The organism is Aeromicrobium sp. CTD01-1L150, from assembly GCF_041951745.1.
Classification (GTDB): domain Bacteria; phylum Actinomycetota; class Actinomycetes; order Propionibacteriales; family Nocardioidaceae; genus Aeromicrobium.
The window spans coordinates 69,808-94,466 of the sequence record NZ_CP169555.1 but is presented as its reverse complement, the minus strand read 5'-3'; the positions used below and the strand labels follow the sequence as shown (position 1 = coordinate 94,466).

Genomic DNA, 24,659 nt, shown 5'->3' with positions numbered 1-24,659 from the left:
CCCTCCGCGAGCCGCTGGCCTCAGACGATCGTGATCTGCGGGGCGTAGAGGTCCATCACCGCGAGCGCGCGATCGTGGTTCTCCTCGGTGGACCCGGCGCAAGCGCGCGACGCGACGCGGACCCGCGCCCCGGCGTCGACGGCAGCCAGCGCGGTCGAGAGCACACAACAGTCGGTGGCGACCCCTGCCAGGAGGAGGTCAGGCGTCGGACCGGTCACGGGCTCCAGCACCGACCACTTGCCAAATGTCGTGGCATCGAGCGTCGGGCGGTCGGTCAGGCCAGTGAGCTCAGGGACGATGTGGAACTGCGGATCGAGCGGTGGAGTGTCGGCGAACGGCCAGGACTCGAAGTACTCCACCCACGATCCGGTCTTGAGCTCCGGTGGCAACCACCGCGTCAGGAGGACCCGGTCAGGATGCTGCTCGGCCAGCTCCCGCACCGGTGCGACGATGTCGGCAAAGTGCGCTGCTTGCCACGGCGAGCCGGGATCGGCGAAGACCCGCTGCGCGTCGACGACCACGAGCCACTCGCTCACCGCTCCTGCCTCCTCACGACCGAGCGCCGCGCCAGGAATGTCACGCCGAACCCGAGCGCGAAGGCCGCGAGCACACCGAGGTTGGCGTAGGGCCAGTCGCCGTCCCAGAACCCGCCGGGAACCCGCGTCCCGAGCCCGAGCGGCTCCAGCAGGTAGCCCTGCCAGTTGTTCCACGACGCGTCCTCGGCAAACGCGTTCACCACCAGCCCCCAGCCGACGACGGAGGCGCCCAGCATCGTGCCCACCGAGATCCAGTCGACGGCACCATAGCGGCCGGAGGCGTCGAACAGGGCGTCGTCGTCGTAGTCACGCTGCCGCAGCGCCAGGTCGGCGATCATGATTCCCGCCCACGCGGCGATGGGAACTCCGAGCGTGATCAGGAAGCTCTGGAACGGGCCCAGGAACGTCGTGGCGAAGAAGACGACGTAGATCGTGCCGGCGGTGAGGATGAGACCGTCGAGCCCGGCCGCCGCAGGACGCGGGATCCGCACGCCAAGACTCAGCAGCGTCAGGCCGGAGGAGTAGATCCCGAGCACCGCCCCGCTCACCAGCGCCATCACGGCCGCCACCAGGAACGGCACCAGGAACCAGGTCGGCAGCACCGATGCGAGCGTGCCGATCGGGTCCACGACGATGCCGTCCTGCAGCTCGGTGGACGACCCGGCGAGCAGGATCCCGTACACCACGAGCACCGCGGGAGCGAGCGCCCCACCGAGGGTGTTCCACGCGACGATCCGGCTCCCGGAGGCCGTCCGGGACTGATAACGCGACCAGTCCGCCGCGATGTTGATCCATCCGAATCCGAACCCGGTCATGACCATGACGAACGCCCCGATCACCGCCTGCCCCGAGCCGTGGGGCATCGCGGTGACGGTGGCCAGGTCGATCTGGTCGACGGTGAGCAGGATGTACCCGATGGTGGCGGCGCCTGTCAGCCAGGTCAGCACCGACTGCATCCGCATGATCAGGTGGTAGCCGGCCACGGACGCGACCACGATGAGCGTGGCGATCACCGCACAGGCGACGACCTTGGTGGCCGTGCCACCTCCCCAGCCCAGCTCGCGCAGGACCGTGGCCGTGGCCAGCGTCGCCATGATGGCGAGGAACGTCTCCCAACCCATGGAGATCAGCCAGGAGAAGACACCCGGCACCTTCTGCCCGACGACCCCGAACGAGGCGCGGCTCAGGATCATCGTGGGGGCCGATCCGCGCTTGCCGCCGATGGCCACCAGTCCGCAGGCCATGAAGGAGAGCACGACGCCCACCACCGCGACGAGCGTCGCCTGCCACAGCGAGAGCCCGAAGCCGAGCACGTAGCTGCCGTAGGAGATCCCGAAGACGGACACGTTGGCCGCGAACCACGGCCAGAACAGGTCCGCCGGCCGGGCGGTCCGCTGCGACTCCTCGATGATCTCGATGCCGGTCGTCTCGATGCCGGCGCGGCGGACCGCCTCAGCGCCCCACTGCTCGCCGCTCATGGGCCCACCGCTCATGGGCTCAGCGTACGACCACGCGACGTCGGGGACATGGACCGGCCCCGAGGCTCGGCTCCTGCCAGGGACGGGCGAGGACCCTAGAGCCCGTACATCGCCACGATGTTGCCGTCGAGCTCGATCTCGGGATCGGCATCGGGGTCGGTCCACGGGACCTCGGTCTTCTTCTGCAGGTAGTGGTTGGCCACCGGCGTCACGGGGGCGGGCGCACTGCCGTCCACGGCGCCCTGCACTGCCTGGAGGTACTTCTTGAGCGACTTGTCGTTGGCCTTGCCGTCCATCATCGCCTTGGGCGTTCGGGGGTCGGTGCCGACCACGACGTTCAGCGTCGACCCAGCGTCCTTCTCCTCCACCCAGACCTGGTGGAACTTGCGGTTCGACATCATCGACTTCTCCCGCACGACGAGCTTTCGCCCCTCGTTGTGGACGGCCAGGACGACGACGTTCTTGGTGTTCTGCTGGACGCCGAGCGCGGCCTGGAACACGGTGTCCGCGGGCTGCGAGAAGTCGATGGAGTCGTGACGTGCTGCACGCATGGGTCATCCTCGGGTGTGGGAACGGAAACGGCGTCAGACTAACCCGGCCGCGTGTCGCGGTGCTCTCAGGACCGGCTGGTCTCCCATGGGATGCGGCAGGCATCGCCGCTGCCGAAGCCCTGATCGGTGATGTCGAGCGCGTGGTTGAACCGAGCCCGCTGGTTCTCGTGCGCCACCTGGTAGGTCAGCTCGAGGACACCGGGCTTCCCGTACCGATCGACGAGGGCGGCGACCTGCTCGTCGGTGACGCTCATCGGCGTCGAACCGATGGCGTCGGCGTAGCGGATGACCTCTCGCTCGGCGTCGGAGTAGGCATCCGACGTCTCGAAGTCCGCGATGTGGCGAAGCCTCTCCACGTCCAGGCCGTCGAGCCTTTGCAGCATGGCGCCGAAGTCGACACACCACGAGCAGCCGACCGTCCACGCGGTGCGGTAGACGGCGAGCTCGATGAGTCCCGGGGGCATCACCCGGGTGGCGCGTTGCAGTCCCAGCTCGTGCCACAACGCCGTGCGGAACAGGCGCGGGTGCCGTGCGGTGACCGCGAACGGCTCGGGCACCTCGCCGAACTGGCGGCGTGCGAGGCGGTAGGCGATCCGGGTGAACCACCCGGCGTCACGGGGGGTGAGTGCGGTGATGCGTGGCATGGGTTCGGCCTTCCTGTCGGTCTCACTCCCTTGACGACACGAGAGGTTGAGACGTGACAGGTCCAGGTCCTGTCGACCATCGCAGAGCGCGATGGCGGCGATCAGCGGATGGTGACCTGGCGGCTGGCCAGCCCGTTGCGCACGCTGCGCTGCTCACTGGTGAGGTCGGAGGTGTCCGCGAGTGCGTCGTCCAGACGCCTGCGCAGGGCCGAGACGGGCTCCTGCAGCAGGTCGGCCCCGTCCGAGACCACGTCGGGATCCATCTCCCAGACCGGCACGAGCAGTCCGTGGGCGCGGAACATCCCGATCAGGCGGGTTCCGTCGCCGACGCGGTCGGCATCGACCTCGTGCAACCGGGCGAAGGCGTTGAGGACCGCGCTCTCGTCCTCGGTGACGACCCACCGCAGGTAGCGACGATCGCCCATCCGCGTCCAGTAGGCCGCATCCACCGACGACAGACGCTCGGTGGGTGGGACGGACTCGTTGGCGGCGGCGATCGCCTCCGACCCCTCGGCCTCAGTTCCCTCCACCCAGAAGTCGAACCCCTCGTGCACCTCGACGTCGAACGTCGAGGACGGGTCCACCAGGTCCTGCAGCCGCGGCCCCACCCCGGGGTCGGTCACCGGTACCGGGTTGCCGGGCTCGACGTCGTTCGCGGTCTCCACCAGGTGGGCGAGGTCGCGGCTGATGTCGCCGAAGTTGTGCTGCACCTGCAGACCGAGCCAGGTCTGGCCGTCGGGCCGTCGGATCGCGGCGCCGTTGCCGGGCAGTCGCGAGCACACCCGCACCACGGTGCCGTCCGTCAGGGAGACGTCGGCCGTGCCGGAGGGCACGAACTCGCGCAGCGCGATCCAGTCTCCCTCACCGGGAAGTCCCCCGAAGGTGCGCGCCACGAACGGCATGCGCTTGGTGGCCCGATCCTTGGTGACCGAGCCCTTGCGTCGCGACTTCTTACCCACGGGCAGTCACTCTACGGGCGAAGGGACCCCGTGGTGACAGCGGTCAGTGCGCGGCGAGGGCGAGCTCGGCGTTGACGGTGGTGCCGTGGCTCACGTCGACCCACCAACGGTCGGCGACTCGGCTGATGATGGACAGGCCGCGGCCGGACAACGAGTCCTCGTCGAAGTCGATCGGCTCCAGCGCGGCACTCTCGCCCGCGTCGTGGACGCTGAGCTCCAGCAACCCACGCGACCGGTCCAGGCTCCAGCAGATCTCGATGGTGTCCTCGGTGTCCGGTTCGCCGTGGGAGACCGCGTTGGCGATCATCTCGCTGACGACGATGAGGGCGTCGTCGATGACCGAGGCGTCGGCTCGGTGGATGGTGAGGAACGCGGCCAGCTTGGTACGCGCGATGCTCGGCGTCGAGGCGTGAAAGGGCAGACGCACACGGTCGCGCGTCGTGGACGCGGCCCCCCCGGACGACTCTGCATAGTCAGGCACTGGTCCAAATTAGCCATACGGGGTGGTCATGTTCCACCCCTGGGGGTCCGACCTCGGTCATTCATCCATGGTGGGACTGTCAGAATCGGCTCATGAGCGTGCCGGAGATCACCGTTGCAGACCTGCCCGATCCACTGCCGGAGGACCTGGTGGTCCTGGACGTCCGCGAACCCCACGAGTGGGCGGCCGGGCACGTCGACGGGGCGGTCCACGTGCCGTTGGGGGACGTGCCCGAGCGGGTGGGCGAGCTGGACCCGCAGGCCCGCACCGTGGTCCTGTGCCACCTGGGTGGACGTTCGGCCCGGGCCACCGCGTGGCTGTCGCAGCAGGGGCACGACGTGGTCAACCTCGCCGGCGGCATGGACGCCTGGGAGGCGGCGGGGCGACCCGTCGTCACCTGAGGCCAACCACCCGCTCGACACCACCGGCGAACCGCCTCAACCACCACGGCCAGGCCCCCGGCGGGGGTCCCGGGCCGTGGGCGGGCGCAACCACACGCTTGCCACCACCGGCGAACCGCCTCAACCACCACGGCCAGGCCCCCGGCGGGGGTCCCGGGCCGTGGGCGGGCGCAACCACACGCTTGCCACCACCGGCAAACCGACTCAACCACCACCACGGCCAGGCCCCCGGCGGGGGTCCCGGGCCGTGGGCGGGAAAAGACACCGCGGGGGTCCCGGGCCGTGGGCGGGAAACGGAGCAGACACGCCGACGGCCCCGGACCTGGCGGTCCGGGGCCGTTCGACGTACTGGTCTTGCGGGGACTGTGCCTTACTTGGCAGCAGCCTTGAGCTTCGATCCGGCGCTGACCTTCACGCCATAGCCGGCCGGGATCTCGATGGTCTCGCCAGTGGCGGGGTTGCGGCCCGTACGGGCTGCACGCTCGACACGCTCGACCGACAGGATGCCGGGGATCGAGACCTTCTCGCCCTTGCCGACGGCGTCGAGCAGGGTGTCGGCGAGCGCCGAGAGCACCGAGTCAGCGTCGGTCTTGCTGGTGCCGGCCTTCTCGGCGAGGGCCGAGACGAGGTCGCTGCGGGAGATTGCCACGGGGACTCCTTGATTCGGTGGATGCTTTCCGCCGCCAGTCTAGGGATGATTCCCTGCGATTCCACGGCACCCCGGGGCCCGGGCGTGGCTGATTCACCGCCAGATCGTCGGTAGGGGGGCCGCTGTCACGTCCGCGATCACGCGCAGGTAGCGTGCCCGTTCCCACTCGTGCACCCCGAGCGAGGCCAGATGGGGGGTCCGCCACTGGACGTCGACGAGCGCGTCGGGCTCCAGCAGGTCGAGCAGGTTGACGAGTGAGGCCTTGGACGCATCGGTGACCCGGTGGAACATCGACTCCCCCGCGAAGAGCCCGCCGATCGCCAGGCCGTACAGGCCGCCCACGAGCCGTCCATCGCCGTCGCGGGTCTCCACCGAGTGCGCCCAGCCCAGCCGGTGCAGGCGTCCGTAGGCCTCGCGGATCGAGTCATCGATCCACGCTCCGGGGCGTCGTGGGTCCGCGCACGCGGCCACGACGTCGTCGAACGCCTCGTCCACCGTCACGGTGAACCGACGCATGGAGCGCCGCAGTGACCGGCTGACGTGCAGGCTCTGACGGGTCAGGACACCGCGCCGCAGCGGGGACCACCACAGCAGCATCCCGGCGTGCGGCATCGGGAACGCGCCCTGACGGTAGGCCGCGACGATGGTCTCGGGCTCCAGGTCCGCACCGGCGGCCACACAGTCCTCCTCGGGCCATTGCGTGGGGTCGAGGTGCCAGCGCGACGGACCCAGTGGCGTCGGGCTCATCCGGTCACGTCCTCAGAAGTACCACCGCAGGAGCGGGACCGGAGGAGACCCGGATGGTTCGCTCGCTGGCGCTCGCTCATGCCTCGAGGATCCGCAGCAGGTGGTGGCGCGGCGCATCGCCCCACTGGATCCACTCCTCGTCCGTGGCGTGCACGAGGCAGCCCCACCACGTCGCGGCGCGATTGACGGCGTGGGTGTAGGCGGTGGCGCCGAACAGTGCCCGCAGCTCGCGCGCCCCCACGACGTCGGCCCACTGCTCGCCGTAGGCGTACAGGATCTCCTCCCACGGCAGGTCGCTCTCGCTCGTCACCCAGCCGTAGGGGACGTTGAGGACCTCCACGGCGTGGGCCCACTGGGCGTCGCCGAAGTCGAGGAGCCGGCCATCGGTGAAGGCGTTCCACGGATGGACGTCGCCGTGCTGCAGGGTCGTGGGGAGCGGGGACGACGCCAGCCGGCCCGCGGCATCGACCACGTCCTCCCTGCGTGCGTGCAGGGCGTCGCGGTCCGATGCCGCGAGGTGCGCCGGGTGGGTGCTGGGGAGCTCGGAGAGCCGGTCGACCATGCGGTCGAGCCGGCCGGGGACGGTGGGCGGGGAGCAGTCCGGCAGCCCGGTGGCCAGGAACGACGCCTCCTCCTCGGCCACGCCACGCTGCAGGGAGGCGACCGTGCGGACGACGTCGACCCAGTCCTGCGTCGTGGGGGCGTGGTCGTCGCCGAGGGTGACCCCGCGGTCCGTCGTGAGGATCCAGCCGCGGTCCGTGTCGACGGCCAGCGGAGCCGGCACGTCGTGTGGTCGGCGCGCCGCCAGCAGCTGGTGCAGCCCCGCCTCGAAGGACATCGACGGACTGTTGGCCTTGAACCACACCAGGCCCTGGTCCGTGGGCGCGACGAGCAGGGTGGACCACGGTCTGACCCGACGCTGTTCGATCGGTCCGACGAGCCGCAGCCCGGCGTCCTCGCCCCGGGCGTGCACCCACGAGCGGGCTTCGTCGAGCCACTCCTGCGACGTCACCGTCTCCGAGAACGCGGGCCGCATGCACCGACCCTAGTGTGCTCATCAGCGTCCGCCGGCCGGATTCTGCGCGTGATCCTAGGATGTCGGCATGGGAATCGGGAGCAAGGCAGCCGCGAAGGCGGGCAGCGCTGCGGCGCCGAGGGTGGCGTCCGGGTTCGTCCGGCGCGTTCTCGACCAGGCCATCGACGGCATCGGGCCGCTCCCGTCGGCCGCCGCCTCGGCCAACCGGCGCCGGGTGGACGCCGGCGGCGACGTCGAAGCGGCCATCGGCACCCTGGTCAAGCGGCACACAGCCCTGGCCGGCGCGCAGGGGTTCGTGACGAACCTGGGCGGCATCGCCAGCGCCGCGGCCGCGATCCCGGCCAACGTCGTGGGTGTGACGCTGGTGCAGTGCCACCTGGTGGCCGGCATCGCCCATCTCCGCGGATGGGACCTGCACGACGCGCGGGTGCGCAATGCGATCCTCGCCTGCATGCTCGGCGAGGACGCCGTCAAGGACCTGCTCAAGCGCCGCTCGCTGCCGTCGTCGCCCATGGCGCTCGCGACGTCGCCCGTGCACGATCCGGAGCTGGACCATCTCATCTCGCGCGAGGTCACCAGCGAGCTGGTCGCCCGGACGGCGGGCAAGCGTGCCGTGACGCTCGTGGGACGACGTGTGCCACTGATCGGGGGTGTCGTCGGCGGAGGCACCGACGGCTGGGCCACGTGGCAGATCGGCCAGTACGCCGGCCGCGAGCTCAGGGACCGCAACATCGCCCCCTCGGCCTGACCCGCTCGGTGATTCAGGTGCGCACGTGCATGCGCTCGCCCTGCGGGCCGAAGATCGCCAGCACCTCCAGAGGGTGTGGTCCCGGGTTGCCCAGCCAGTGCGGGGTCCGGGTGTCGAACTCCGCGACCTCCCCGGGGCCGAGCGTGAGGTCGCGGGTGCCGACGATGAGTCTCAGCGTCCCCGACAGGACGTACATCCACTCATAGCCGTCGTGGGTCTTCGGCGCGGGGACGTCGTCCGGTCGCGGCGGCATGACGATCTTGTACGACTGCAGCCCACCGGGGCGTCGGGTGAGCGGGATGTACGTGCTCCCGTGGCGCTCGACCGGCTTGGCACGCACGCGCGGGTCCCCGGTCTCGGGCGCGTCCACCAGCTCATCGAGCGCGACCCGGTGGGCGGCGGCCAGCGGGAGCAGCAGCTCCAGCGTCGGCTTGCGCTGCCCGGACTCCAGGCGCGAGAGAGTGCTCACCGAGATCCCGGTCTCCACCGCGAGGTCACCGAGGGTGGCGTCACGCTCCAGCCGCAGCTGTCGCAGTCGGGGTCCCACGCCACGCAGGACACCGTCCAGGTCGTCGCTCATGGCCCTAGTTTGCCATATCAGCAAGAATACTTGCGCTCCGGTTCGGCCACGGGGACTCTAGGAGACATGAACGCCGATCACTCTCCCTCCACCACCAGCCCCGCTCCCTCCCCCGACGCCTCCGTCGACGTGCTCGTCGTCGGGGGAGGCGCCGCCGGCCTCGCGACGGCCCTCGTGCTCGCCCGGTCACGCCGCAGCGTCGTGCTCGTCGACGCCGGTGAGCAGCGCAACGCCCCTGCCGCGCACATGCACAACTACCTGGGCCGTGAGTCCGCGCCACCGCTGGAGCTCGTCGCCGACGGACGTCGTGAGGTCGAGCAGTACGGCGCGCGTGTGCTGCGCGGACGCGTCGTGGCCATCGAGACCCAATCCGGCCCGACACCTTCGTTCACCGCGACTCTCGAGGGCGAGGATGCCGACGGCACCCGTCTGACGGCACGGCGGGTCGTGCTCGCGACCGGAGTCGTCGACGAGCTGCCGGACGTTCCCGGCCTGGCCGAGCGTTGGGGCCGTGACGTCCTGCACTGCCCGTACTGCCACGGCTGGGAGGTCCGCGACCGGCGCATCGGGATCCTGCAGACCTCGCCCGCCGCGATGCACCAGGTGGGGCTGTTCCGCCAGCTCAGCGACCGCGTGGTGCTGCTCGCCGCGGACGGCGACTCCCTCGGCCACGGCGAGCGTGAGCAGCTGGCCGCTCGCGACGTACGTGTCGTCGACGACACCGTCACCGAGGTGCTGGTCGAGGACGACGTCCTGGTGGGCGTGGGCACCTCGTCGGGAGAGGTGGTGGGGCTCGACGCACTGGTCGTGGCCTCCGTTCCCCACGCACGGACCGAGCTGGCCGATGCCCTGGGCGTCATGTCCAAGCCGATGGAGATGGGCGGCACCGTGGTCGCGACGACGCTCGAGGCCGATCCCATGACCGGCGCGACGAACGTCCCCGGCGTGCACGTCGTCGGCAACGCCTCGGCGCCGATGGCGACGGTCGTGGCGTCGTCGGCATCCGGGACGCAGGTGGGTGCGTTCATCAACGCTGCTCTCGTCGAGGAGGACACGGCCACGGCGGTGGAGTCACTGCGGGCCGCGATGCGTGAACCCGCCGCCTGGGACGAGCGCTACTCCCCCGACCACGAGTCGGTCTGGAGCGGCAACGTGAACCCGCAGCTGCCAGCGCACACGGCCGACCTGCCCCGTGAGAGGCGCCCGACCCGCGACCAACAACCACCGGCCAACCACCCCGACCCCCGACCGGATCAGGCCCCTGGCGGAGATGCCGGGCCGTGGGCGGCAAGGAGAACGGCGCTCGACGTCGGTTGCGGCGAGGGTGGCGACGCAATCTGGCTGGCTCGCGAGGGCTGGGAGACCACCGGGATGGACTTCTCTGCCGCCGGGCTGGAGCGGGCCGCCGAGCACGCCCGCTCCGCCGGCGTCGACGTGACGTGGCGCCTGGGTGACGCCCGCACGTGGGAGCCCGACGGCGAACAGTGGGACCTGGTCACCGCGCACTACCTGCACCTGCCGCACGAACCCATGCTCGACGTCGTGCGTCGCCTCGCCGCTGCGGTCGCACCGGGCGGAACCCTGCTCGTCGTGGGCCATCATCCCGACGACGTGCCGAGCGCGACGCGCCCACGCGACGACATGTTCCTCGCCGAGGACCTGCAGGACGCCGTTCCCTCGGGCTGGGAGCTGTGGGCCGGCACGGCCGACAGAACTGGCACGGGTGTCGGTGCCCACGTCCACGTGCGCGACACGGTGCTGAAGGCAACTCGACCCAGCTGAGCTCAGAGCCGTCGCAGCGCCGACCCGGCGGCGTGGAAGCCGGCCATGCCGTGGACGCCGGCGCCCGGCGGGGTGGCCGCCGAGCACAGGTGCACGCCGGGAACGCCGAGCGAGTACGGGTCGAGCGCGAGCCGGGGACGCATCGGGATCTGGCGCCAGGTGTTGGCGCCGGTCCCGATGTCGCCCCCGATGTAGTTGGCGTTGTACGCCTCCATCTGCACCGTCCCCTTGGACACGACGCGCACGACGCGCTCACGAAAGCCCGGGGCGAACCGCTCGATCTGCGCAAGCACCGCGTCGGTGGCATCACCCTGATGACCGGCCGGCACGTGCGCGTACGCCCACAGCGGGTTCATGCCGTCGCGGGAGCGGGTCGGGTCGGCGAGGTACTGCTGCCCCACGAGCAGGAACGGACGCTCGGGCATCTCGCCGCGCCCGGTGCGCGCCTCGACGTCGGCGATCTCGGCAGCCGATCCGCCGACGTGCACCGTGCCCGCTCGCCGCACCTCCTCGTGGCGCCACGGCACGTCCCCGTCGATGGCCAGGTCCACCTTGAAGGCGGCCGGGCCGTACCGGTAGGCGCGCAGGGCCCGGGCGATGCGTGGCGGGAGTGCGTCGCCGACGATCCGCAGCGCGGCGCGCGGTGACGTGTCGAGCATGACGACGTCAGGAGGTCCGCCCATGACGTCGGACAGCTGGTCCAGGCTGGTCACCTCGACGCCGGTGCGCACCGTGCCACCGGCCTCGCGCAGCACCGAGACCAGCGCGTCGGCGATGGCGCGCGAGCCTCCCTCCGCGACGGGCCAGCCCGCACGGTGACCGGCGGCGGTGAGCATGAGTCCCACCGACGCGCTGAGTGGCAGGTCGAGTCGTCCGAAGGCGTGAGCCGCCACCCCCATGAACAGCGCCTTGGCCGGCTCGTCGTCCCACCGTCGCACCACCTGCGTGGCCGGCAGCAGCGCGCGCAGTCCGAACCGGGTGAGCGCCACCGGATGTTCGGGGACGTGCAGGATCGGTTGCAGGATGTCGTCGGCGAGATCGTCGAACGTCGCCACGAGGGGCCCGAAGAGTCGCTCCCAGGAGCGGGCGTCGGCGCCGAGCGAGGCGGCCGTGCGGGCCATGTCGCGCGAGAGCACGCCGGCCCGTCCGTCGTCGAGCGGGTGCGCGAGGTCGACCTCCGGCCACACCCACCGCAGCCCGTGGCGCTGCAGGTCCAGCGACGCCAGGAACGGCGAGACGACGCCGGTGGGGTGGAACGCCGAGCACTCGTCGTGCAGCAGGCCGGGCAGGGTCAGCTCCGAGGTCCGGGTGCCGCCGCCCGGCTGCGCGGCGGCCTCCAGCACCGTGACGTCGAGCCCGGCCTGCGCCAGCCGGACCGCGGCGGCCAGCCCGTTGGGACCGCTGCCCACCACCGCGGCTGACGTCATGACCTCATCCTTGCACCGGGGTGATGCTCCCGCCCAAGGAGCCGGTCTCCTCGACGGCGCCGGCGCGCTCGACCTCCGCGGGCGGCACCCATCCGGGCAGGCGCCACTCGACGGTCAGCGGGATCGGGCCGTTGGGCAGCCACGGCTGCTCCTCGACGGCATCGGCCACCACCCAGGTACCCCGTTCGACGACGCCGAGCGCGGCGTCGATGATGCGGTAGCGCTGCACCGACTCATGGATGGCCTGCGACTCCACGAACGCGACGATCCACTCCCCTGGCTCGAACCGGACCCGACGCTGGATCGCCTCCACGAGGCGCTCGTCGTGCAGGTGCCCGTCACCGAAGTTCCAACCGAGGATGGTGTTGCACGAGAACTCCGCCTCGCGCAGGGTGTACCGGTCGATGTCTTCGAGGCGACTCAGCATGAGTGAGTAGAGGCCGCGGCCCTGGCTGTGCATCGAGCGCCAGGCGAGGGTGAGCTGCATCGTCAGCTCGGCGGCGTCCGGGTCGAACCCGAGCTCCTGGAGCTGGTCCACCTGGTTCTTCGCGGCCTTCGGCAGGTCGTTGAGCCGCTCTTCGCAACCGGGCGCGAAGGCCCACGTGGCCGAGGCCCAGTTGCCGGCGTACTGACGCATGGACGGCAGGAAGGAGACCAGGTCCGGCCGTAGGTTGCCGAGGATCGGGAAGGCCAGCAGCGCCCCCGCGACGACCGGCAGCATCCAGGCCTGGGAGAAGTCCCACACCGCGTAGCCGTCAGCGTTCGGGAAGCCGACGAACAGCACGACGGCGAGGTACCCGAACAGCACGTTCCACTCCAGCGGCACGGCGAGCGGGAAGGCCTGCAGGATGAAGAAGTGGAAGAACGCCATGAACGCGGCGCCCGCCACGGCGATCCTGATGTCGGTGGTGAACAGCAGGACGAGCGGGATGCCGATCTCCACCGTGGTCCCGCCCACGTGGGCGAAGAACCAGGAGACCTTGGAAGGGCGCAGGTCCTCGGGTGCGTCGCGGTACAGCGTGCGTCGCGCCACGGTGCCCGGAATCAACGGACCGTTGGAGAACATCGGCGGGACGACGTTGACGAAGTGCCGGCCCAGCTTGGAGACGCCAGCCCCGATCCACACGCTGACGATGAGGAGCTTGGCGGCGACGATCATGTCGACGAACCCCAACGTCGCGAAGAACACGACCGCCGGCAGGTACTGCTCTCCGCGGGCTGCCAGGAAGATCACCTTGTCCCGCAGTCCGACCACGACCAGCAATGCGATGACGGGCGCGAGCGCCTCGGCCCGGACGAGACCGCCCACGGCATCGGGCAGCACGGCCTCGAGGGAGGAGCTGGCGACGCCCGGCAGCACGATCGCCGTGGCCAGCGAGACGAGCAGCGCCGCGTAGAGCACGACGTCGAGGACGGTGCGCGTGTCTCCGCCGGTGCCGGGGACCTTCTCACCCCAGGGCGGCATCCGCAGGGTGCCGGGGCGCAGCCAGTACAGCAGGCCGCCCGTCATCGGCCTGAAGTGCCCGGCGAGCGGCCCCCACGTCCCGGCGATGCCGACGACCTCCAGCAACAAGGTCCAGAGCACGAGCTTCTGGTAGACCACCGGCTCGGCCCACCACTGCCCGAAGGACCAGACGGAACCGACGTCGGAGGTGAGGGAGACGACGAGCAGACCGCCGAAGCAGTACAGCACGAGGACCTTGAGCACGTAGATGATGTGGAACAGACGCGGTGACCCGAACCCGTTCTCAGCCCAGAAGCCGGTCAGGGCCCGCATCCGCTCTCCGAAGGGACGGCGCAGGAAGGCGGCTGGGTCGTCGGTGGGCGACACCGGGGTCATCAGTGGCATGGTCGGGCTCCTCGTGGTCGCGCTGGTGGTCAAGCCGGGGTCGTGCTCAGGGTGCGCAGGGGGCGGCTTGTCGATCGTGCCGACGGGATTCTTCGGAAGGCTCTTGAGCAGGAGCAGCTGCACGGGACCGTGACCCGGGTCAGACGGCTCCGGCACGGCTCCAGAGGCTCCTCCACGTCAAGGCCCGTCGGCCGCGGCCGCTCGGGCACTCCGCTCGCGGGGCCACGCACCCAGCAGGTGTGCCGGATCGCTCACCATCGGCTCCTTCGTCGCGGCAGTCGGTCCTGCCGACCTTAGGTGGATCCGACGTGGATCACTTGTGCTGGGGACACATACCTTCGACTGATCTTCGTGCTCTCAAGCCGTGATGACCGGGCATCTTCGTACTGGCATGATGCACATCACACGAAGTTCTGTTTCCTCGACACAAAGGAGTAGCGGTGAGATCAGGAACGTCCGCCGTCACGCACACCATGACGTCGGTGGGTGCACTGTTGAGCGAGCACCTTGAATTCCTGACCGGGTCCCTCCAGAGCCACCTGGCGGACCAGATCGAGGAGCTGAACGACGACCGCGTCCTGCTCGACCTCCTGTACGGCAGCATCGAGAGCAACCTCGAGGCCCTGGCGCACATCCTGCGCTATGACATCCCCATCACCGAGGTCACCGCTCCGGCCGCAGCCCAGGAGTACGCACGCCGGCTCGCCCAGCACGGCGTCTCCGTCACCGCCCTCATCCGCGCCTACCGGCTCGCCCAGGCCAAGGTGGTGGACTGGGTCCACGCGGACCTGGTGGCGTCCGAACCTGACCTGGAGGTGGTCATCAACACCAGCCGCCGCTTCACCGAGTTCACGTTCGCCTACATCGACAACATCACCGAGCAGGTCATCGGAGCCTACGAGGCCGAGCGCGACCGCTGGATGTCGCACCGCTCGACGCTGCGGGCCGCCATGGTGGAGCGCCTCGTGGGCGGCACCGCCGAGATCATCGACGTCGACGAGGCCGAGCGGGCGCTCGGGTACCGGCTGCGTCAGCGTCATGTCGGGGTCGTCCTGTGGGCGGACGGCGACGAGCAGGCGGGGCGCCTGCGATCACTGGAGTACGCGCTCACCGCGTTGGCCGAGCGGGCCAGCGGCAGCACCCGACCGCTCTTCCTCGCCCGTGACGGCACCTACGGCTGGGGCTGGCTCCCCCTCGGACGTCGGGAGGACGACGAGCCGGACGCCGGGACCGTCGCCGCGACGCTGGCAGACATCGAGGGTGTTCGCGTTGCGCTCGGCTCGGCTCGTTCCGGCCTCGCAGGCTTCCGGCTCAGCCACGAGGAGGCCGAGCAGGCGCGGCAGGTGGCACTGGTCGCGGGCGACGCGGCGCCGGTGGTGACGACCTTTGCCGAGACCGACGTCCGCACGGCGGCAATGCTGGTCTGCGACCTGGCAGCGACACGACGTCTGGTGACTCGGTCGCTCGGTGAGCTCGCGGTGGACACGGCGGGAGCGGCGCGGCTGCGTGAGACCCTCCGGGAGCTGCTTCGAGCGCAGGGCAGCTACACCGCGGCGGCCGGGGTGCTGCACCTGCACAAGAACACGGTGAAGTACCGGGTGGACCGTGCCCTCGCGCTGCGTGGACGGCCGCTCGAGGAGGCGCGGATGGAGATGGAGCTCGCTCTGGTGGCCTGCGCCCACTTGGGACCGGCAGTGCTCAGCTGAGGTCGAGCTCGCCCGCCCTGGCGCGCACGACGGCGCTGGCCGGGGACTTGCCGAGCAGCGGGGCCAGCCACGTGCTGGTGGCGACGAGGGCGTCCAGGTCGACCCCGTGCTCGATGCCGAGCCCGGTGAGCATCCACACCAGGTCCTCGGTGGCGAGGTTGCCGGTGGCGCTCTTGGCGTAGGGGCAGCCACCGAGGCCACCGACCGACGCGTCGAAGGTCGTGACGCCGGTCCGCAGCGCGGCATGCGTGTTGGCGAGGGCCTGTCCGTACGTGTCGTGGAAGTGCATGGCGAGGCGATCGACGCCCACGCCGGCAGCATCGAACCGGGCCACGAGGTCACTCACCTGGCCTGTGGTGGCGACGCCGATGGTGTCTCCGAGCGACAGCTGCGAGGCACCGAGGTCGAGCAGGTCGCGGCCCACCCTCACGACGACGTCGGGGTCGACGGCGCCCTCCCACGGGTCCCCGAAGCACATCGAGACGTAGGCACGGACGTCGACGCCGGCCCCGCGGGCCCGTGCCACGACGGGCGCGAACATCGCCATCTGCTCCTCGACGGTGCTGTTGAGGTTCTTGGCGGCGAAGGTCTCGGTGGCGCTGGCGAAGATCGCCACGTGCGTGCAGCCGGCCTCCAGAGCACGGTCGAGGCCGCGGTCGTTGGGCACCAGTACCGGATGGTGCATCGCCTCGCCGTCGCTCAGGAGAGCCACGAGCTCGGCGGCGTCGGCGAGCTGCGGCACCCACCGGGGGTGCACGAAGCTCGTCGCCTCCACCACGGGGAGACCGGCGGCGACGAGCCGGTTCACGAGCTCGGCCTTGACCGGCAGCGGCACCACCTCTGACTCGTTCTGCAACCCGTCACGCGGCCCGACCTCGTAGATCGTCACCCGCTCCGGCAGCTCCGGGTCCCGCACGACCATCGGCAGACTCATCGTCCCTCCCGGTTATGCAGGTACTCCTGGGACGTCATGCGTCCTCCTCGACGTGGATCACGACGTGGCCCATGCCGACCTGGTCGCCGACGGCGGCGCCGACGTGAGTGACAGTGCCGTCGTGCGGGGCGGTGAGCGCGAGCTCCATCTTCATGGCCTCCACGGCGCCGAGCCGCTGGCCGACCGTCACGGTCTCGCCCTCGGCCACGTCGAGGGCGACGACGGTGCCCGGCATCGGCGCGACGACGCCGGCCTCGCCCGCCACGGCCGCCGCGCCACGGCGCATCGCGTCGGCCGCCTCGAGGACGACCGTGCGGCCCTGCCACGTGACCCACCGCCGGGCGCCGAGCGCATGGACCAGGGCGCCGGCTGCGCGAGCATGGTCGACGACCACGTCGTGCATAGTTCCGTCGGCATCGAGCACCGGCTGGACCGCAGGGTCGGCCGGTCCGGCACTGCGCCATCCGTCGCGACGATCGAACGGGCCGGGCCCAGAGGGTGCCAGCAGGTCCCGCGCAGCGGTCTGCAATGCCTCCTCGGCCACGTCAGGGCGTTGCAGCAGCGTGCCCTCGTGGGCGTCGAGCCAGCCCGTGTGGATCTCGCCGGATCGGAAGGCGCCTGAATCGACCAGCCGCCGCACCCAGCCCAGGTTGCTCTCGATGCCGACGACCGCCGAGGCGTCGACGAGCGCCAGCACGTCGTCGATCGCAGCGTCGCGATCCCCTCCGCGGCCCACGAGCTTGGCGATCATCGGGTCGTAGGCAGGGCTGACGTCAGCCTCCCCCTCGATGGCGGCGTGCACCTGGTCGCGACGGTCGGGCCAGTGGGCGTCGAGGACGTGGCCGGCCTGCGGAAGGAACCCCGTGTAGGGATCCTCGGCGTACACCCGCACCTCGACGGCGTGGCCGGTGCAGGTGATCGCCTCCTGGCTCAGCGGGAGAGGCCGCCCGGCGGCGACGTCGAGCTGCCACTGCACGAGGTCGAGACCAGTGACCTGCTCGGTGACCGGGTGCTCCACCTGCAGGCGGGTGTTCATCTCCAGGAAGTAGCCGGTCTGGCCGCCGTCGGCCACCAGGAATTCGACCGTTCCGGCGCCGACATACCCGATCTCCCGGCACAGCGCCACCGACGACTCCAGCAGCAGCATCCGCAGCTCGGCTTCCAGGCCGGGGGCCGGTGCCTGTTCGACGACCTTCTGGTGCCGACGCTGCACCGAGCAGTCCCGCTCGAACAGGTGCACCACGTGGCCGTGGGCGTCGCCGAAGACCTGGACCTCCACGTGGCGCCCTCCCTCGACGTACGACTCCACCAGCAGGGTGTCGTCACCGAAGCTGGAGAGCGCCTCGCGCCGGGCGGTTGCGACGGCCTCGGCAAGCTCACGGGCCGAACGCACGACGTGCATGCCCTTGCCACCGCCGCCCGCGGCGGCCTTGACCAGCACCGGGTAGGCGTCGTCGGGGACCGTGGCCGCGCCGTCGGGGCCGATGGTGAACTGCGGCGTGACGGGCACGCCGGCACGCTCGGCCACCTCACGGGCCCGGTCCTTGCGGCCCATCAGGTCGATCGTGTCGGCGTCCGGACCCACGAACACCAGTCCCGCACCGGCGACGGCGCGGGCGAAGGCGGCGTTCTCGGAGAGGAAGCCGTAGCCGGGATGCACGGCCTCGGCTCCGCTCGCGCGGGCGGCCGCGACGATCTCCTCGGCATCGAGGTAGGACTCGATGCGCACAGCGTCGTCGGCCTCGCTCACGTGCAGCGCGCCCTCGTCGAGGTCGGTGTGGACGGCGACGCTGCGCAGGCCCGCCCGCCGACAGGCGCGGACGATCCGCCGGGCGATCTCCCCACGGTTGGCGACGAGGACGGTGCGGAACGCGGTGGCGGTCATGGCCCTCACATCCTGAAGACGCCGAACGACGGCTCGGCGCCGCCGTCCACGCGGGACTCGAAGGACGGGACGGGGGCGTTCGCGCAGGTCTGCAGCGCCAGGCCGAGGACGCGCCGCGTGTCCCGTGGGTCGATGATGCCGTCGTCCCACAGCCGTGCCGTGGCGTAGTACGGCGAACCCTGCTCCTCGTACTGGGCGCGGATGGGGTCCTTGAAGGCGTCCTCCTCCTCGGCCGACCAGGTGCCGCCCTTGGCCTCGATGCCGTCACGGCGGACGGTTGCGAGCACGGAGGCCGCCTGCTCACCGCCCATCACCGAGATGCGGGCGTTGGGCCAGGTCCAGAGGAAGCGGGGGTCGTAGGCGCGGCCGCACATGCCGTAGTTGCCTGCCCCGTAGGAGCCGCCGATGACGACGGTCAGCTTGGGCACGACGCTCGAGGCGACCGCCGTGACGAGCTTGGCGCCGTCCTTGGCGATGCCGCCGTTCTCGTACTCACGGCCGACCATGAACCCGGCGATGTTCTGCAGGAACAGCAACGGGATGCCGCGCTGGTTGGCCAGCTCGACGAAGTGCGCCCCCTTGAGGGCGGACTCGCTGAACAGGATGCCGTTGTTGGCGACGATCGCCACGGGGTAGCCCTCGACGTGCGCGAACCCGCACACCAGCGTGTCGCCGTAGAGCGGCTTGAACTCGTGCAGCCTGGAGTCGTCGACGACGCGGCGGATCACCTCGCGGACGTCGTACGGCGTCCGCGGGTCGACGGGGACCACGTCCAGCAGCGTCTGCGGGTCCTCGCGCGGCGGGACCGCCTGCTGTGGCAGGAGGTGCGGCTCGGACGGTCGCAGGGTGCCGATGATCGAGCGGACGATGTCCAGGGCGTGCGCGTCGTCGTCGGCGAGGTGATCGACGACCCCGGAGGTGCGCGCATGGACGTCTCCGCCGCCCAGCTCCTCGGCGGTGACGACCTCGCCGGTGGCGGCCTTCACCAGCGGAGGCCCGCCGAGGAAGATCGTGCCCTGCTCACGCACGATGACGGTCTCGTCGCTCATCGCCGGCACGTAGGCGCCGCCGGCGGTGCACGAGCCCATGACCGCAGCAACCTGGGAGATGCCGCGGGCGGACAGCTGGGCCTGGTTGAAGAAGATCCTGCCGAAGTGCTCACGGTCGGGGAAGACCTCGTCCTGCATCGGCAGGAATGCTCCGCCGGAGTCCACGAGGTAGACGCACGGGAGCTGGTTCTGCTGCGCGACGGTCTGCGCACGCAGGTGCTTCTTGACGGTCAGGGGGTAGTAGGTGCCGCCCTTGACGGTCGCGTCGTTGGCCACCACCATCACCTCACGACCGGCCACGCGGCCCACTCCGGTGATGATCGACGCGCTGGGGACTGCGTGCTCTTCGGCCGCCCCCGGCCCGGCACCCCCGTACATCCCGAACGCAGCGAGCGGGGACAGCTCGAGGAACGGCGAGCCGGGGTCGAGAAGGCGGTTGACCCGGTCGCGGGGCAGCAGCTTGCCGCGGGAGACGTGGCGCTCACGGGACGTCTCGCTGCCGCCCAGACGGACGGTGGCGAGATGCGCGTGCAGCTCGTCGACGAGCTCGTGCATCGAAGGACTCACGATGCTGAGGTTAACACCCATTAACCACAAGACGCTATGGTGCAGGGGTGAGCGAGCGACGAACCCAGATCCTGCGCACCGCCACGGAGCTGTTCGCACGGGACGGCTTCCACGGCGTCTCGGTGGGCGACATCGGCTTCGCGTGCGGCATCTCCGGCCCGGCGCTCTACAAGCACTTCGACAGCAAGGCCGAGGTGCTGACGCAGGCGCTCACCGACATCAGCGACGAGCTGCTGCGCACCGGTCAGGCCCGGGCCGATGCGGCGACCGACGCCGATGCCCGGCTCGACGCCCTGATCGCGTGGCACCTGGACTTCGCGGTGCAGAACCCGGCGTACATCGTCGTGCAGGAGCGGGAGTGGGCGCGCCTGGACGACGCCGGACGCACGGCGGTACGTCGCACCCAGCTCGCCTACGTCGACCTCTGGGTGGACGTGGTGCGGGACCTGCGCGACGACCTGCCACGGTCGGAGGCGCGCGCGGCCGTGCAGGCGACGTTCGGCCTGCTCAACTCCACCCCGCACAGCGCCCGCATCAGTGAACCGGCCCTGCGCGCCCTGCTGGCCCGCATGGCCCGTGCCGCCCTGCTCGGCTGACCCCTGATCGGTGCTTGCGCAACCGAAAGCGGTCCCGCGTCCCGGATCGGTGCTTGAGCAACCTCAAGAGCGCTGATTCGGTTGCTGTGGCACCGATCAGCCACCCAACCCGGATCGGTGTCTGAGCAACCCCAAGGTCTGACATTCGGTTGCTACGACACCGATGTGGCGACGACGAAGCCATTCGGTTGCGCAAGCACCGATCAGCAGGCGGGCTCAGAGCTTGGGCTCGAACGTCTGCGGAGAGGCCGTGGCCCAGTCGCGACGCCAGCCCTCGGGCGGCTCGATGAGCAGCTCGCCGGGCTCGAGCCACTGGAAGAGGTCGTAGTAGGTCTGGGTGACCTGCGGGTCCACGCGCCGAAAGAGCTTGCGCGGCGTGAGGTCGCCGAAGGAGTCCAGGCCCATCGAGGCGACGATCTGCATCGCGCTGTTGACGGTCTTCTCCTGGTACTGGTGCACGCGGTGCCGCTTGTCGTCCACCACGAGCGCGCGGGCCCGCCACGGGTCCTGGGTGGCCACGCCCACCGGACAGTGGTTGGTGTGGCACGCCTGGGCCTGGATGCACCCGACCGCGAACATCATCGCCCGCGCGGCGAGCGTGAAGTCGGCGCCCTGGCAGATGCGTTTGACGATGTCGATCCCGCTCGCGATCTTTCCGCTCGCCCCGATCCTGACGCGCTCACGCATCCCGCAGCCCACCAGTGCGTTGTGGACGAACATCAGTCCCTCGGTGAGCGGCATCCCGACGTAGTCCTCGAACTCCACCGGCCCCGCCCCCGTGCCGCCCTCCGAGCCGTCGACGATGATGAAGTCCGGCGTGCTGTCCAGCTCGACCATGGCCTTGCAGATCGCCAGGAACTCCCGTCGCGACCCGATGCACAGCTTGAACCCGACCGGCTTGCCACCGCTGAGGTCACGCAGCCGCGCCACGAACTCGATCAACCCGCGGGGGGTGTCGAAGGCGGTGTGGGTCGGCGGCGAGACGATCGTCGTGCCGATCGGCACACCGCGAGCCCTGGACACCTCCTCGTTCACCTTGGCGCCGGGAAGCAGCCCGCCGAGACCAGGCTTGGCCCCCTGCGAGAGCTTGAGGGAGACGGCCTTGACCTGCTCCAGCGTCGCTCGCTGCACGTACGGCTCCGGGTCGAACTCGCCGTCGGCCGTACGGCAGCCGAAGTATGCCGAGCCGATCTCCCAGATGAGGTCGCCGCCGTACTTGCTGTGATGGATCGTGATGGAGCCCTCACCCGTGTCGTGGGCGAAGCCACCCAGCGCCGCGCCGCCGTTGAGCGCCTCGACCGCCTGGGCGGACAACGAGCCGAAGCTCATCGCCGAGATGTTGAGCAGGGCGATGTCATAGGGCTTCGTGCACTCCGGACCGCCCAGACGCACGGTCGGCACGACGCCGTCGGGCTTGGGCTTGGCCCTCAGCGAGTGCGCGACGAACTCGTAGCCGACGGCGTTGACGTCGCGCTGGGTGCCGAACGGCTCCTCACCGTGGTTGCCCTTGGCCCGGTCGTAGACGAGATCGCGGATCTCACGGTCGTAGGGCGTCCCGTCGGTGTTGCGCTCCACGAAGTACTGCTGGATCTCCGGACGGATCCGCTCGAGCAGGAACCGCGCATGCCCGATCACGGGATAGTTCCGCAGCACGCTGTGGCTGCGCTGCAGGAGGTCGTACACACCGATCACCGACAGCGCCACGAGCGGCGCCGCCGCGAACCACCAGAGGCGATCGACCCCGATGGCCAGGCCCACCGCACACGCCGCCACGAGCGCCAGTCCAGCAACTGCCAGCCACCTGACCATGACTCATATGCTGACACCTGATGTGATGTCTGTCACCCTCGGCCGAGCGTGGCGCCGCTGCGGGAGGGCGACGGCGATAGCGTCATGCCATGAACGAACGCTGGCCCGCCGCCATGACCTGGTCGTGGGGTGTCATCGTCGCGGTGTTCGTCCTGGACCGCGTCGCCCTCCCCGAGATCGTGCGTGCATCGTGGCCCGGCATCGTCGTCGGGCCGCTACAGATCATCCTGGTCGCGGCGATCGCCGTCATCGCCGCAGGCTGCTTCCTGACCTGGAACCGCAGCGACGACGAGCCCGTCCCGGTGGTGCTCGCGCTGGTCCTGTCGTTCCTGTGTGGCGCCTTGTTCATCGCCTCGATCATCGGCGCGTCGGCGGGAGCGCTGCTGGCCCGGGACGCGGTGACCGCCGCCTCCGTGGTCGGGCTGACCGTCGCCGTGCTGCTGGCCCGCCGCCGGTAGGTCCTGACCGTCAGGACCTACCGGGTCGGCCCCGGCACCGCCTCAGGTGCACCGCGGAGAGCTCGCCAAGAGACCCATGCCGCGAGCAGTGCGATACCGATGGCGACGCCCGACGAGCGCTGCACGCCCAGGTCGAAGGCGATGCGCGCGGACTCCGCGAGTCGTTCGCCAATCACGTTGGGGTAGCCGTCGGCCGCCGCCATCGTGCTGCCCAACGTCTCGAAGGTGGATCCACCGTCGCCAACCACCGGCGGGACGTCCAGGTTCGCGCGGTAGGTGGCGGTGAGGACCGACCCGAGCACGGCCGTGCCCAGCACGGCACCGACCTCGTAGGCGGTCTCGGAGATCGCCGAGGCGGAACCGGCCTTGTGCGGCGGGACGCTGGCCAGGATCAGGTCGTTGGTCAACGTCTCGGCGATCCCGATCCCCAGGCCCATGATCGCGAAGGCCACCATGACGCTGACGACCGTCGGTTGTCCGGTGAACGCGGCGATGGCATATCCCATGGACGAGGCCACGAAGCTCATGCTCACCAGCACCCGCACCGGGAAGTGCCGCACCAGCCGGACCGCGAGGAAGCCGCCAGTCACCGTGATGACCAGGCCGGGCAGCAGCACCATGGCCGAGTCCATCGGCGAGAGGCCGAGCACCAGCTGCAGCAGCTGGGCGCCGAAGAACAGGAACCCGGTGAATCCCATCAGGCTCAGCAGGTTGGCCACGATGGCGCCGCTGAAGACCGGGTTGCGGAACAGCGAGACGTCGAGCATCGGGCTGGCGCCGGGCGTCCTGGCACTGCGCTGCTGACGCCGGACGAACAGCCAGCCCGCTCCCACGCCGAGAGCCACCGAGGCCAGGGTGAGGTCGTCCAGACCGGCCTTGGAGCCGTGCTTGATGGCATAGACGACAGGGAACATCGCCAGCATCGACAGCGCGATCGACGTCGGGTCGACCGGGCCCGGCGCCGGGTCGCGTGACTCCGGCACCAGGGCCAGGGCCAGGGGGATGAGCACGATGACGATGGGCACGTTGATGAGGAAGACCGAGCCCCACCAGAAGTGCTCCAGGAGCCAGCCGCCGAGGATCGGACCCAGCGCGGCACCGCCGGAGAACATCGCAGCCCAGGCGGCGATGGCGATACGCCGGTCATGGGCGTGGGCGAACACGTTGCGGATGAGCGAGAGCGTGGAAGGCATGAGCGTCGCGCCGAAGAACCCGAGCAGCGCACGGGCCACCATCAGCATCTGCGGCGTGCTGGAGTAGGCAGCCACGAGCGACGCGATACCGAACCCGACCGCGCCGAGGAGCAGCAGCCGTCGTCGGCCGACCCGGTCACCGAGGCTGCCCATGGCGATGAGGAGCCCGGCGAGCATGAGGGCGTAGATGTCGACGATCCACAGCAGCTGCGTGCCGGTGGGCTGCAGCGACGAGCTCACCTCGGGCAGCGCGAAGCTGAGGACCGTGTTGTCCACGGACACCATCAGCACCGGGAGCATGAGCGCCGCGAGAGCGGCCCACTCGCGCAGACCGGCGCGGGTCCCGTCGGGTACCTGGTGGGGGTGTGTCGTCGTCATGAGCGAGCCTCCTCTCGAAAGTGGCGGGGGTGCCGGGCCGCGGGCGGCAAACGGCGGGGCGGGGGTGCCGGGCCACGGGCGGCAGATGGAACAGCGGGGGTGCCGGGCGGCGCACGGCACCGGCTGGACCGGCGTGCCCCGGTGTCCGGGCGGGCGCTCGGACACCGCACCTACTGTACCGTCTGGACGGTACAGGGGCCTAGTCGATTCGACGTG

At 70.6% G+C, this 24,659-nt stretch carries 23 protein-coding genes; 6 read left to right on the top strand and 17 right to left on the bottom strand.

The features are described 5' to 3' along the window. Positions 1–20: 20 nt before the first annotated feature. From ACEVFP_RS00450 to ACEVFP_RS00425, 6 genes are all read right to left on the bottom strand, one after another. On the bottom strand, positions 21–536 hold the full coding sequence (locus ACEVFP_RS00450; RefSeq protein WP_375001375.1) for a cysteine hydrolase family protein: 516 nt from the start codon (positions 534–536) through the stop codon (positions 21–23). Further along, on the bottom strand, positions 533–2,029 hold the full coding sequence (locus tag ACEVFP_RS00445) for a purine-cytosine permease family protein (protein WP_375001374.1): 1,497 nt from the start codon (positions 2,027–2,029) through the stop codon (positions 533–535). Before ACEVFP_RS00445 ends, ACEVFP_RS00450 begins: the two co-directional genes overlap by 4 nt. An 80-nt stretch (positions 2,030–2,109) precedes the next feature. Beyond that, complete coding sequence (locus tag ACEVFP_RS00440; RefSeq protein ID WP_375001373.1) at positions 2,110–2,565, bottom strand: hypothetical protein; 456 nt, start codon at positions 2,563–2,565, stop codon at positions 2,110–2,112. 65 nt (positions 2,566–2,630) lie between these two features. After that, positions 2,631–3,209: a carboxymuconolactone decarboxylase family protein gene (locus ACEVFP_RS00435; RefSeq protein ID WP_375001372.1), complete on the bottom strand. Its 579-nt coding sequence runs from the start codon at positions 3,207–3,209 to the stop codon at positions 2,631–2,633. A gap of 101 nt (positions 3,210–3,310) precedes the next feature. Then, positions 3,311–4,168, bottom strand: a complete 858-nt coding sequence (locus tag ACEVFP_RS00430; RefSeq protein WP_375001371.1) for a DUF5926 family protein — start codon at positions 4,166–4,168, stop codon at positions 3,311–3,313. A 43-nt stretch (positions 4,169–4,211) separates the two neighbouring features. After that, on the bottom strand, positions 4,212–4,649 hold the full coding sequence (locus ACEVFP_RS00425) for an ATP-binding protein (protein ID WP_375001370.1): 438 nt from the start codon (positions 4,647–4,649) through the stop codon (positions 4,212–4,214). Between the two features lie 92 nt (positions 4,650–4,741). Here ACEVFP_RS00425 and ACEVFP_RS00420 point away from each other — a divergent pair, with 92 nt between their 5' ends. Beyond that, positions 4,742–5,050 carry a rhodanese-like domain-containing protein gene (locus ACEVFP_RS00420; RefSeq protein WP_375001369.1) on the top strand — a complete coding sequence of 103 codons (309 nt, stop codon included), beginning with the start codon at positions 4,742–4,744 and terminating at the stop codon, positions 5,048–5,050. A gap of 370 nt (positions 5,051–5,420) precedes the next feature. Here the strand turns inward: ACEVFP_RS00420 and ACEVFP_RS00415 are convergent, their stop codons facing one another. From ACEVFP_RS00415 to ACEVFP_RS00405, 3 genes are all read right to left on the bottom strand, one after another. Continuing rightward, positions 5,421–5,693: an HU family DNA-binding protein gene (locus tag ACEVFP_RS00415; protein WP_375003874.1), complete on the bottom strand. Its 273-nt coding sequence runs from the start codon at positions 5,691–5,693 to the stop codon at positions 5,421–5,423. A 99-nt stretch (positions 5,694–5,792) separates the two neighbouring features. Continuing rightward, positions 5,793–6,446, bottom strand: coding sequence for a leucyl/phenylalanyl-tRNA--protein transferase (gene aat / locus ACEVFP_RS00410; RefSeq protein WP_375001368.1), 654 nt, complete (start codon positions 6,444–6,446; stop codon positions 5,793–5,795). Positions 6,447–6,522: 76 nt separating this feature from the next. Further along, positions 6,523–7,482, bottom strand: coding sequence for an aminoglycoside phosphotransferase family protein (locus tag ACEVFP_RS00405; protein ID WP_375001367.1), 960 nt, complete (start codon positions 7,480–7,482; stop codon positions 6,523–6,525). A 67-nt stretch (positions 7,483–7,549) separates the two neighbouring features. On the opposite strand from ACEVFP_RS00405, the gene ACEVFP_RS00400 reads away from it, so the two are divergent. Continuing rightward, complete coding sequence (locus ACEVFP_RS00400; RefSeq protein ID WP_375001366.1) at positions 7,550–8,230, top strand: EcsC family protein; 681 nt, start codon at positions 7,550–7,552, stop codon at positions 8,228–8,230. A 13-nt stretch (positions 8,231–8,243) separates the two neighbouring features. Here the strand turns inward: ACEVFP_RS00400 and ACEVFP_RS00395 are convergent, their stop codons facing one another. Beyond that, positions 8,244–8,810: a helix-turn-helix domain-containing protein gene (locus tag ACEVFP_RS00395; protein WP_375001365.1), complete on the bottom strand. Its 567-nt coding sequence runs from the start codon at positions 8,808–8,810 to the stop codon at positions 8,244–8,246. Positions 8,811–8,876: 66 nt separating this feature from the next. Here ACEVFP_RS00395 and ACEVFP_RS00390 point away from each other — a divergent pair, with 66 nt between their 5' ends. After that, the gene (locus tag ACEVFP_RS00390; RefSeq protein ID WP_375001364.1) at positions 8,877–10,592 is read left to right on the top strand and encodes an FAD-dependent oxidoreductase; all 1,716 of its coding nucleotides are present in this window, start codon (positions 8,877–8,879) and stop codon (positions 10,590–10,592) included. A gap of 2 nt (positions 10,593–10,594) precedes the next feature. Here ACEVFP_RS00390 and ACEVFP_RS00385 read toward each other — a convergent pair whose 3' ends face one another. Then, positions 10,595–12,019 carry a phytoene desaturase family protein gene (locus tag ACEVFP_RS00385; RefSeq protein ID WP_375001363.1) on the bottom strand — a complete coding sequence of 475 codons (1,425 nt, stop codon included), beginning with the start codon at positions 12,017–12,019 and terminating at the stop codon, positions 10,595–10,597. A gap of 4 nt (positions 12,020–12,023) precedes the next feature. Next, complete coding sequence (locus ACEVFP_RS00380; RefSeq protein WP_375001362.1) at positions 12,024–13,868, bottom strand: DUF3556 domain-containing protein; 1,845 nt, start codon at positions 13,866–13,868, stop codon at positions 12,024–12,026. Positions 13,869–14,308: 440 nt separating this feature from the next. Between ACEVFP_RS00380 and ACEVFP_RS00375 the strand changes: the two genes are divergently transcribed. Then, positions 14,309–15,574 carry a PucR family transcriptional regulator gene (locus ACEVFP_RS00375; protein ID WP_375001361.1) on the top strand — a complete coding sequence of 422 codons (1,266 nt, stop codon included), beginning with the start codon at positions 14,309–14,311 and terminating at the stop codon, positions 15,572–15,574. On the opposite strand, the gene ACEVFP_RS00370 is transcribed toward ACEVFP_RS00375, so the two are convergent. From ACEVFP_RS00370 to ACEVFP_RS00360, 3 genes are read right to left on the bottom strand one after another with little or no spacing between them, the layout of a single operon-like run. Beyond that, entirely contained in the window at positions 15,567–16,508 is a 942-nt protein-coding gene (locus ACEVFP_RS00370; protein ID WP_375001360.1) for a hydroxymethylglutaryl-CoA lyase, read from the bottom strand. The genes ACEVFP_RS00375 and ACEVFP_RS00370 overlap by 8 nt on opposite strands. Before the next feature lie 34 nt (positions 16,509–16,542). Then, positions 16,543–18,393 carry an acetyl/propionyl/methylcrotonyl-CoA carboxylase subunit alpha gene (locus ACEVFP_RS00365; RefSeq protein WP_375001359.1) on the bottom strand — a complete coding sequence of 617 codons (1,851 nt, stop codon included), beginning with the start codon at positions 18,391–18,393 and terminating at the stop codon, positions 16,543–16,545. A gap of 5 nt (positions 18,394–18,398) precedes the next feature. Further along, positions 18,399–20,030 (bottom strand): carboxyl transferase domain-containing protein, encoded by a 1,632-nt coding sequence (locus ACEVFP_RS00360; RefSeq protein ID WP_375001358.1) that lies wholly within the window; start codon positions 20,028–20,030, stop codon positions 18,399–18,401. Between the two features lie 26 nt (positions 20,031–20,056). Here ACEVFP_RS00360 and ACEVFP_RS00355 point away from each other — a divergent pair, with 26 nt between their 5' ends. Then, positions 20,057–20,605, top strand: a complete 549-nt coding sequence (locus ACEVFP_RS00355) for a TetR/AcrR family transcriptional regulator (RefSeq protein WP_375001357.1) — start codon at positions 20,057–20,059, stop codon at positions 20,603–20,605. A 216-nt stretch (positions 20,606–20,821) separates the two neighbouring features. Here ACEVFP_RS00355 and ACEVFP_RS00350 read toward each other — a convergent pair whose 3' ends face one another. Beyond that, entirely contained in the window at positions 20,822–22,414 is a 1,593-nt protein-coding gene (locus ACEVFP_RS00350) for an FMN-binding glutamate synthase family protein (protein WP_375001356.1), read from the bottom strand. A gap of 89 nt (positions 22,415–22,503) precedes the next feature. Between ACEVFP_RS00350 and ACEVFP_RS00345 the strand changes: the two genes are divergently transcribed. Next, complete coding sequence (locus tag ACEVFP_RS00345) at positions 22,504–22,872, top strand: hypothetical protein (protein ID WP_375001355.1); 369 nt, start codon at positions 22,504–22,506, stop codon at positions 22,870–22,872. A 17-nt stretch (positions 22,873–22,889) separates the two neighbouring features. On the opposite strand, the gene ACEVFP_RS00340 is transcribed toward ACEVFP_RS00345, so the two are convergent. Continuing rightward, positions 22,890–24,443: an MFS transporter gene (locus tag ACEVFP_RS00340; RefSeq protein ID WP_375001354.1), complete on the bottom strand. Its 1,554-nt coding sequence runs from the start codon at positions 24,441–24,443 to the stop codon at positions 22,890–22,892. Positions 24,444–24,659 lie beyond the last annotated feature (216 nt).

Excerpts from the sequence above, each read along its gene's own strand:
- ACEVFP_RS00445 (WP_375001374.1), bottom strand. The coding sequence starts at position 2,029 with ATGAGCGGTGGGCCCATGAGCGGCGAGCAGTGGGGCGCTGAGGCGGTC.
- ACEVFP_RS00440 (WP_375001373.1), bottom strand. The coding sequence starts at position 2,565 with ATGCGTGCAGCACGTCACGACTCCATCGACTTCTCGCAGCCCGCGGAC.
- ACEVFP_RS00435 (WP_375001372.1), bottom strand. The coding sequence starts at position 3,209 with ATGCCACGCATCACCGCACTCACCCCCCGTGACGCCGGGTGGTTCACC.
- ACEVFP_RS00420 (WP_375001369.1), top strand. The coding sequence starts at position 4,742 with ATGAGCGTGCCGGAGATCACCGTTGCAGACCTGCCCGATCCACTGCCG.
- aat (WP_375001368.1), bottom strand. The coding sequence starts at position 6,446 with ATGAGCCCGACGCCACTGGGTCCGTCGCGCTGGCACCTCGACCCCACG.
- ACEVFP_RS00405 (WP_375001367.1), bottom strand. The coding sequence starts at position 7,482 with ATGCGGCCCGCGTTCTCGGAGACGGTGACGTCGCAGGAGTGGCTCGAC.
- ACEVFP_RS00400 (WP_375001366.1), top strand. The coding sequence starts at position 7,550 with ATGGGAATCGGGAGCAAGGCAGCCGCGAAGGCGGGCAGCGCTGCGGCG.
- ACEVFP_RS00395 (WP_375001365.1), bottom strand. The coding sequence starts at position 8,810 with ATGAGCGACGACCTGGACGGTGTCCTGCGTGGCGTGGGACCCCGACTG.
- ACEVFP_RS00390 (WP_375001364.1), top strand. The coding sequence starts at position 8,877 with ATGAACGCCGATCACTCTCCCTCCACCACCAGCCCCGCTCCCTCCCCC.
- ACEVFP_RS00385 (WP_375001363.1), bottom strand. The coding sequence starts at position 12,019 with ATGACGTCAGCCGCGGTGGTGGGCAGCGGTCCCAACGGGCTGGCCGCC.
- ACEVFP_RS00380 (WP_375001362.1), bottom strand. The coding sequence starts at position 13,868 with ATGCCACTGATGACCCCGGTGTCGCCCACCGACGACCCAGCCGCCTTC.
- ACEVFP_RS00370 (WP_375001360.1), bottom strand. The coding sequence starts at position 16,508 with ATGAGTCTGCCGATGGTCGTGCGGGACCCGGAGCTGCCGGAGCGGGTG.
- ACEVFP_RS00365 (WP_375001359.1), bottom strand. The coding sequence starts at position 18,393 with ATGACCGCCACCGCGTTCCGCACCGTCCTCGTCGCCAACCGTGGGGAG.
- ACEVFP_RS00360 (WP_375001358.1), bottom strand. The coding sequence starts at position 20,030 with ATGGGTGTTAACCTCAGCATCGTGAGTCCTTCGATGCACGAGCTCGTC.
- ACEVFP_RS00350 (WP_375001356.1), bottom strand. The coding sequence starts at position 22,414 with ATGGTCAGGTGGCTGGCAGTTGCTGGACTGGCGCTCGTGGCGGCGTGT.
- ACEVFP_RS00345 (WP_375001355.1), top strand. The coding sequence starts at position 22,504 with ATGAACGAACGCTGGCCCGCCGCCATGACCTGGTCGTGGGGTGTCATC.
- ACEVFP_RS00340 (WP_375001354.1), bottom strand. The coding sequence starts at position 24,443 with ATGACGACGACACACCCCCACCAGGTACCCGACGGGACCCGCGCCGGT.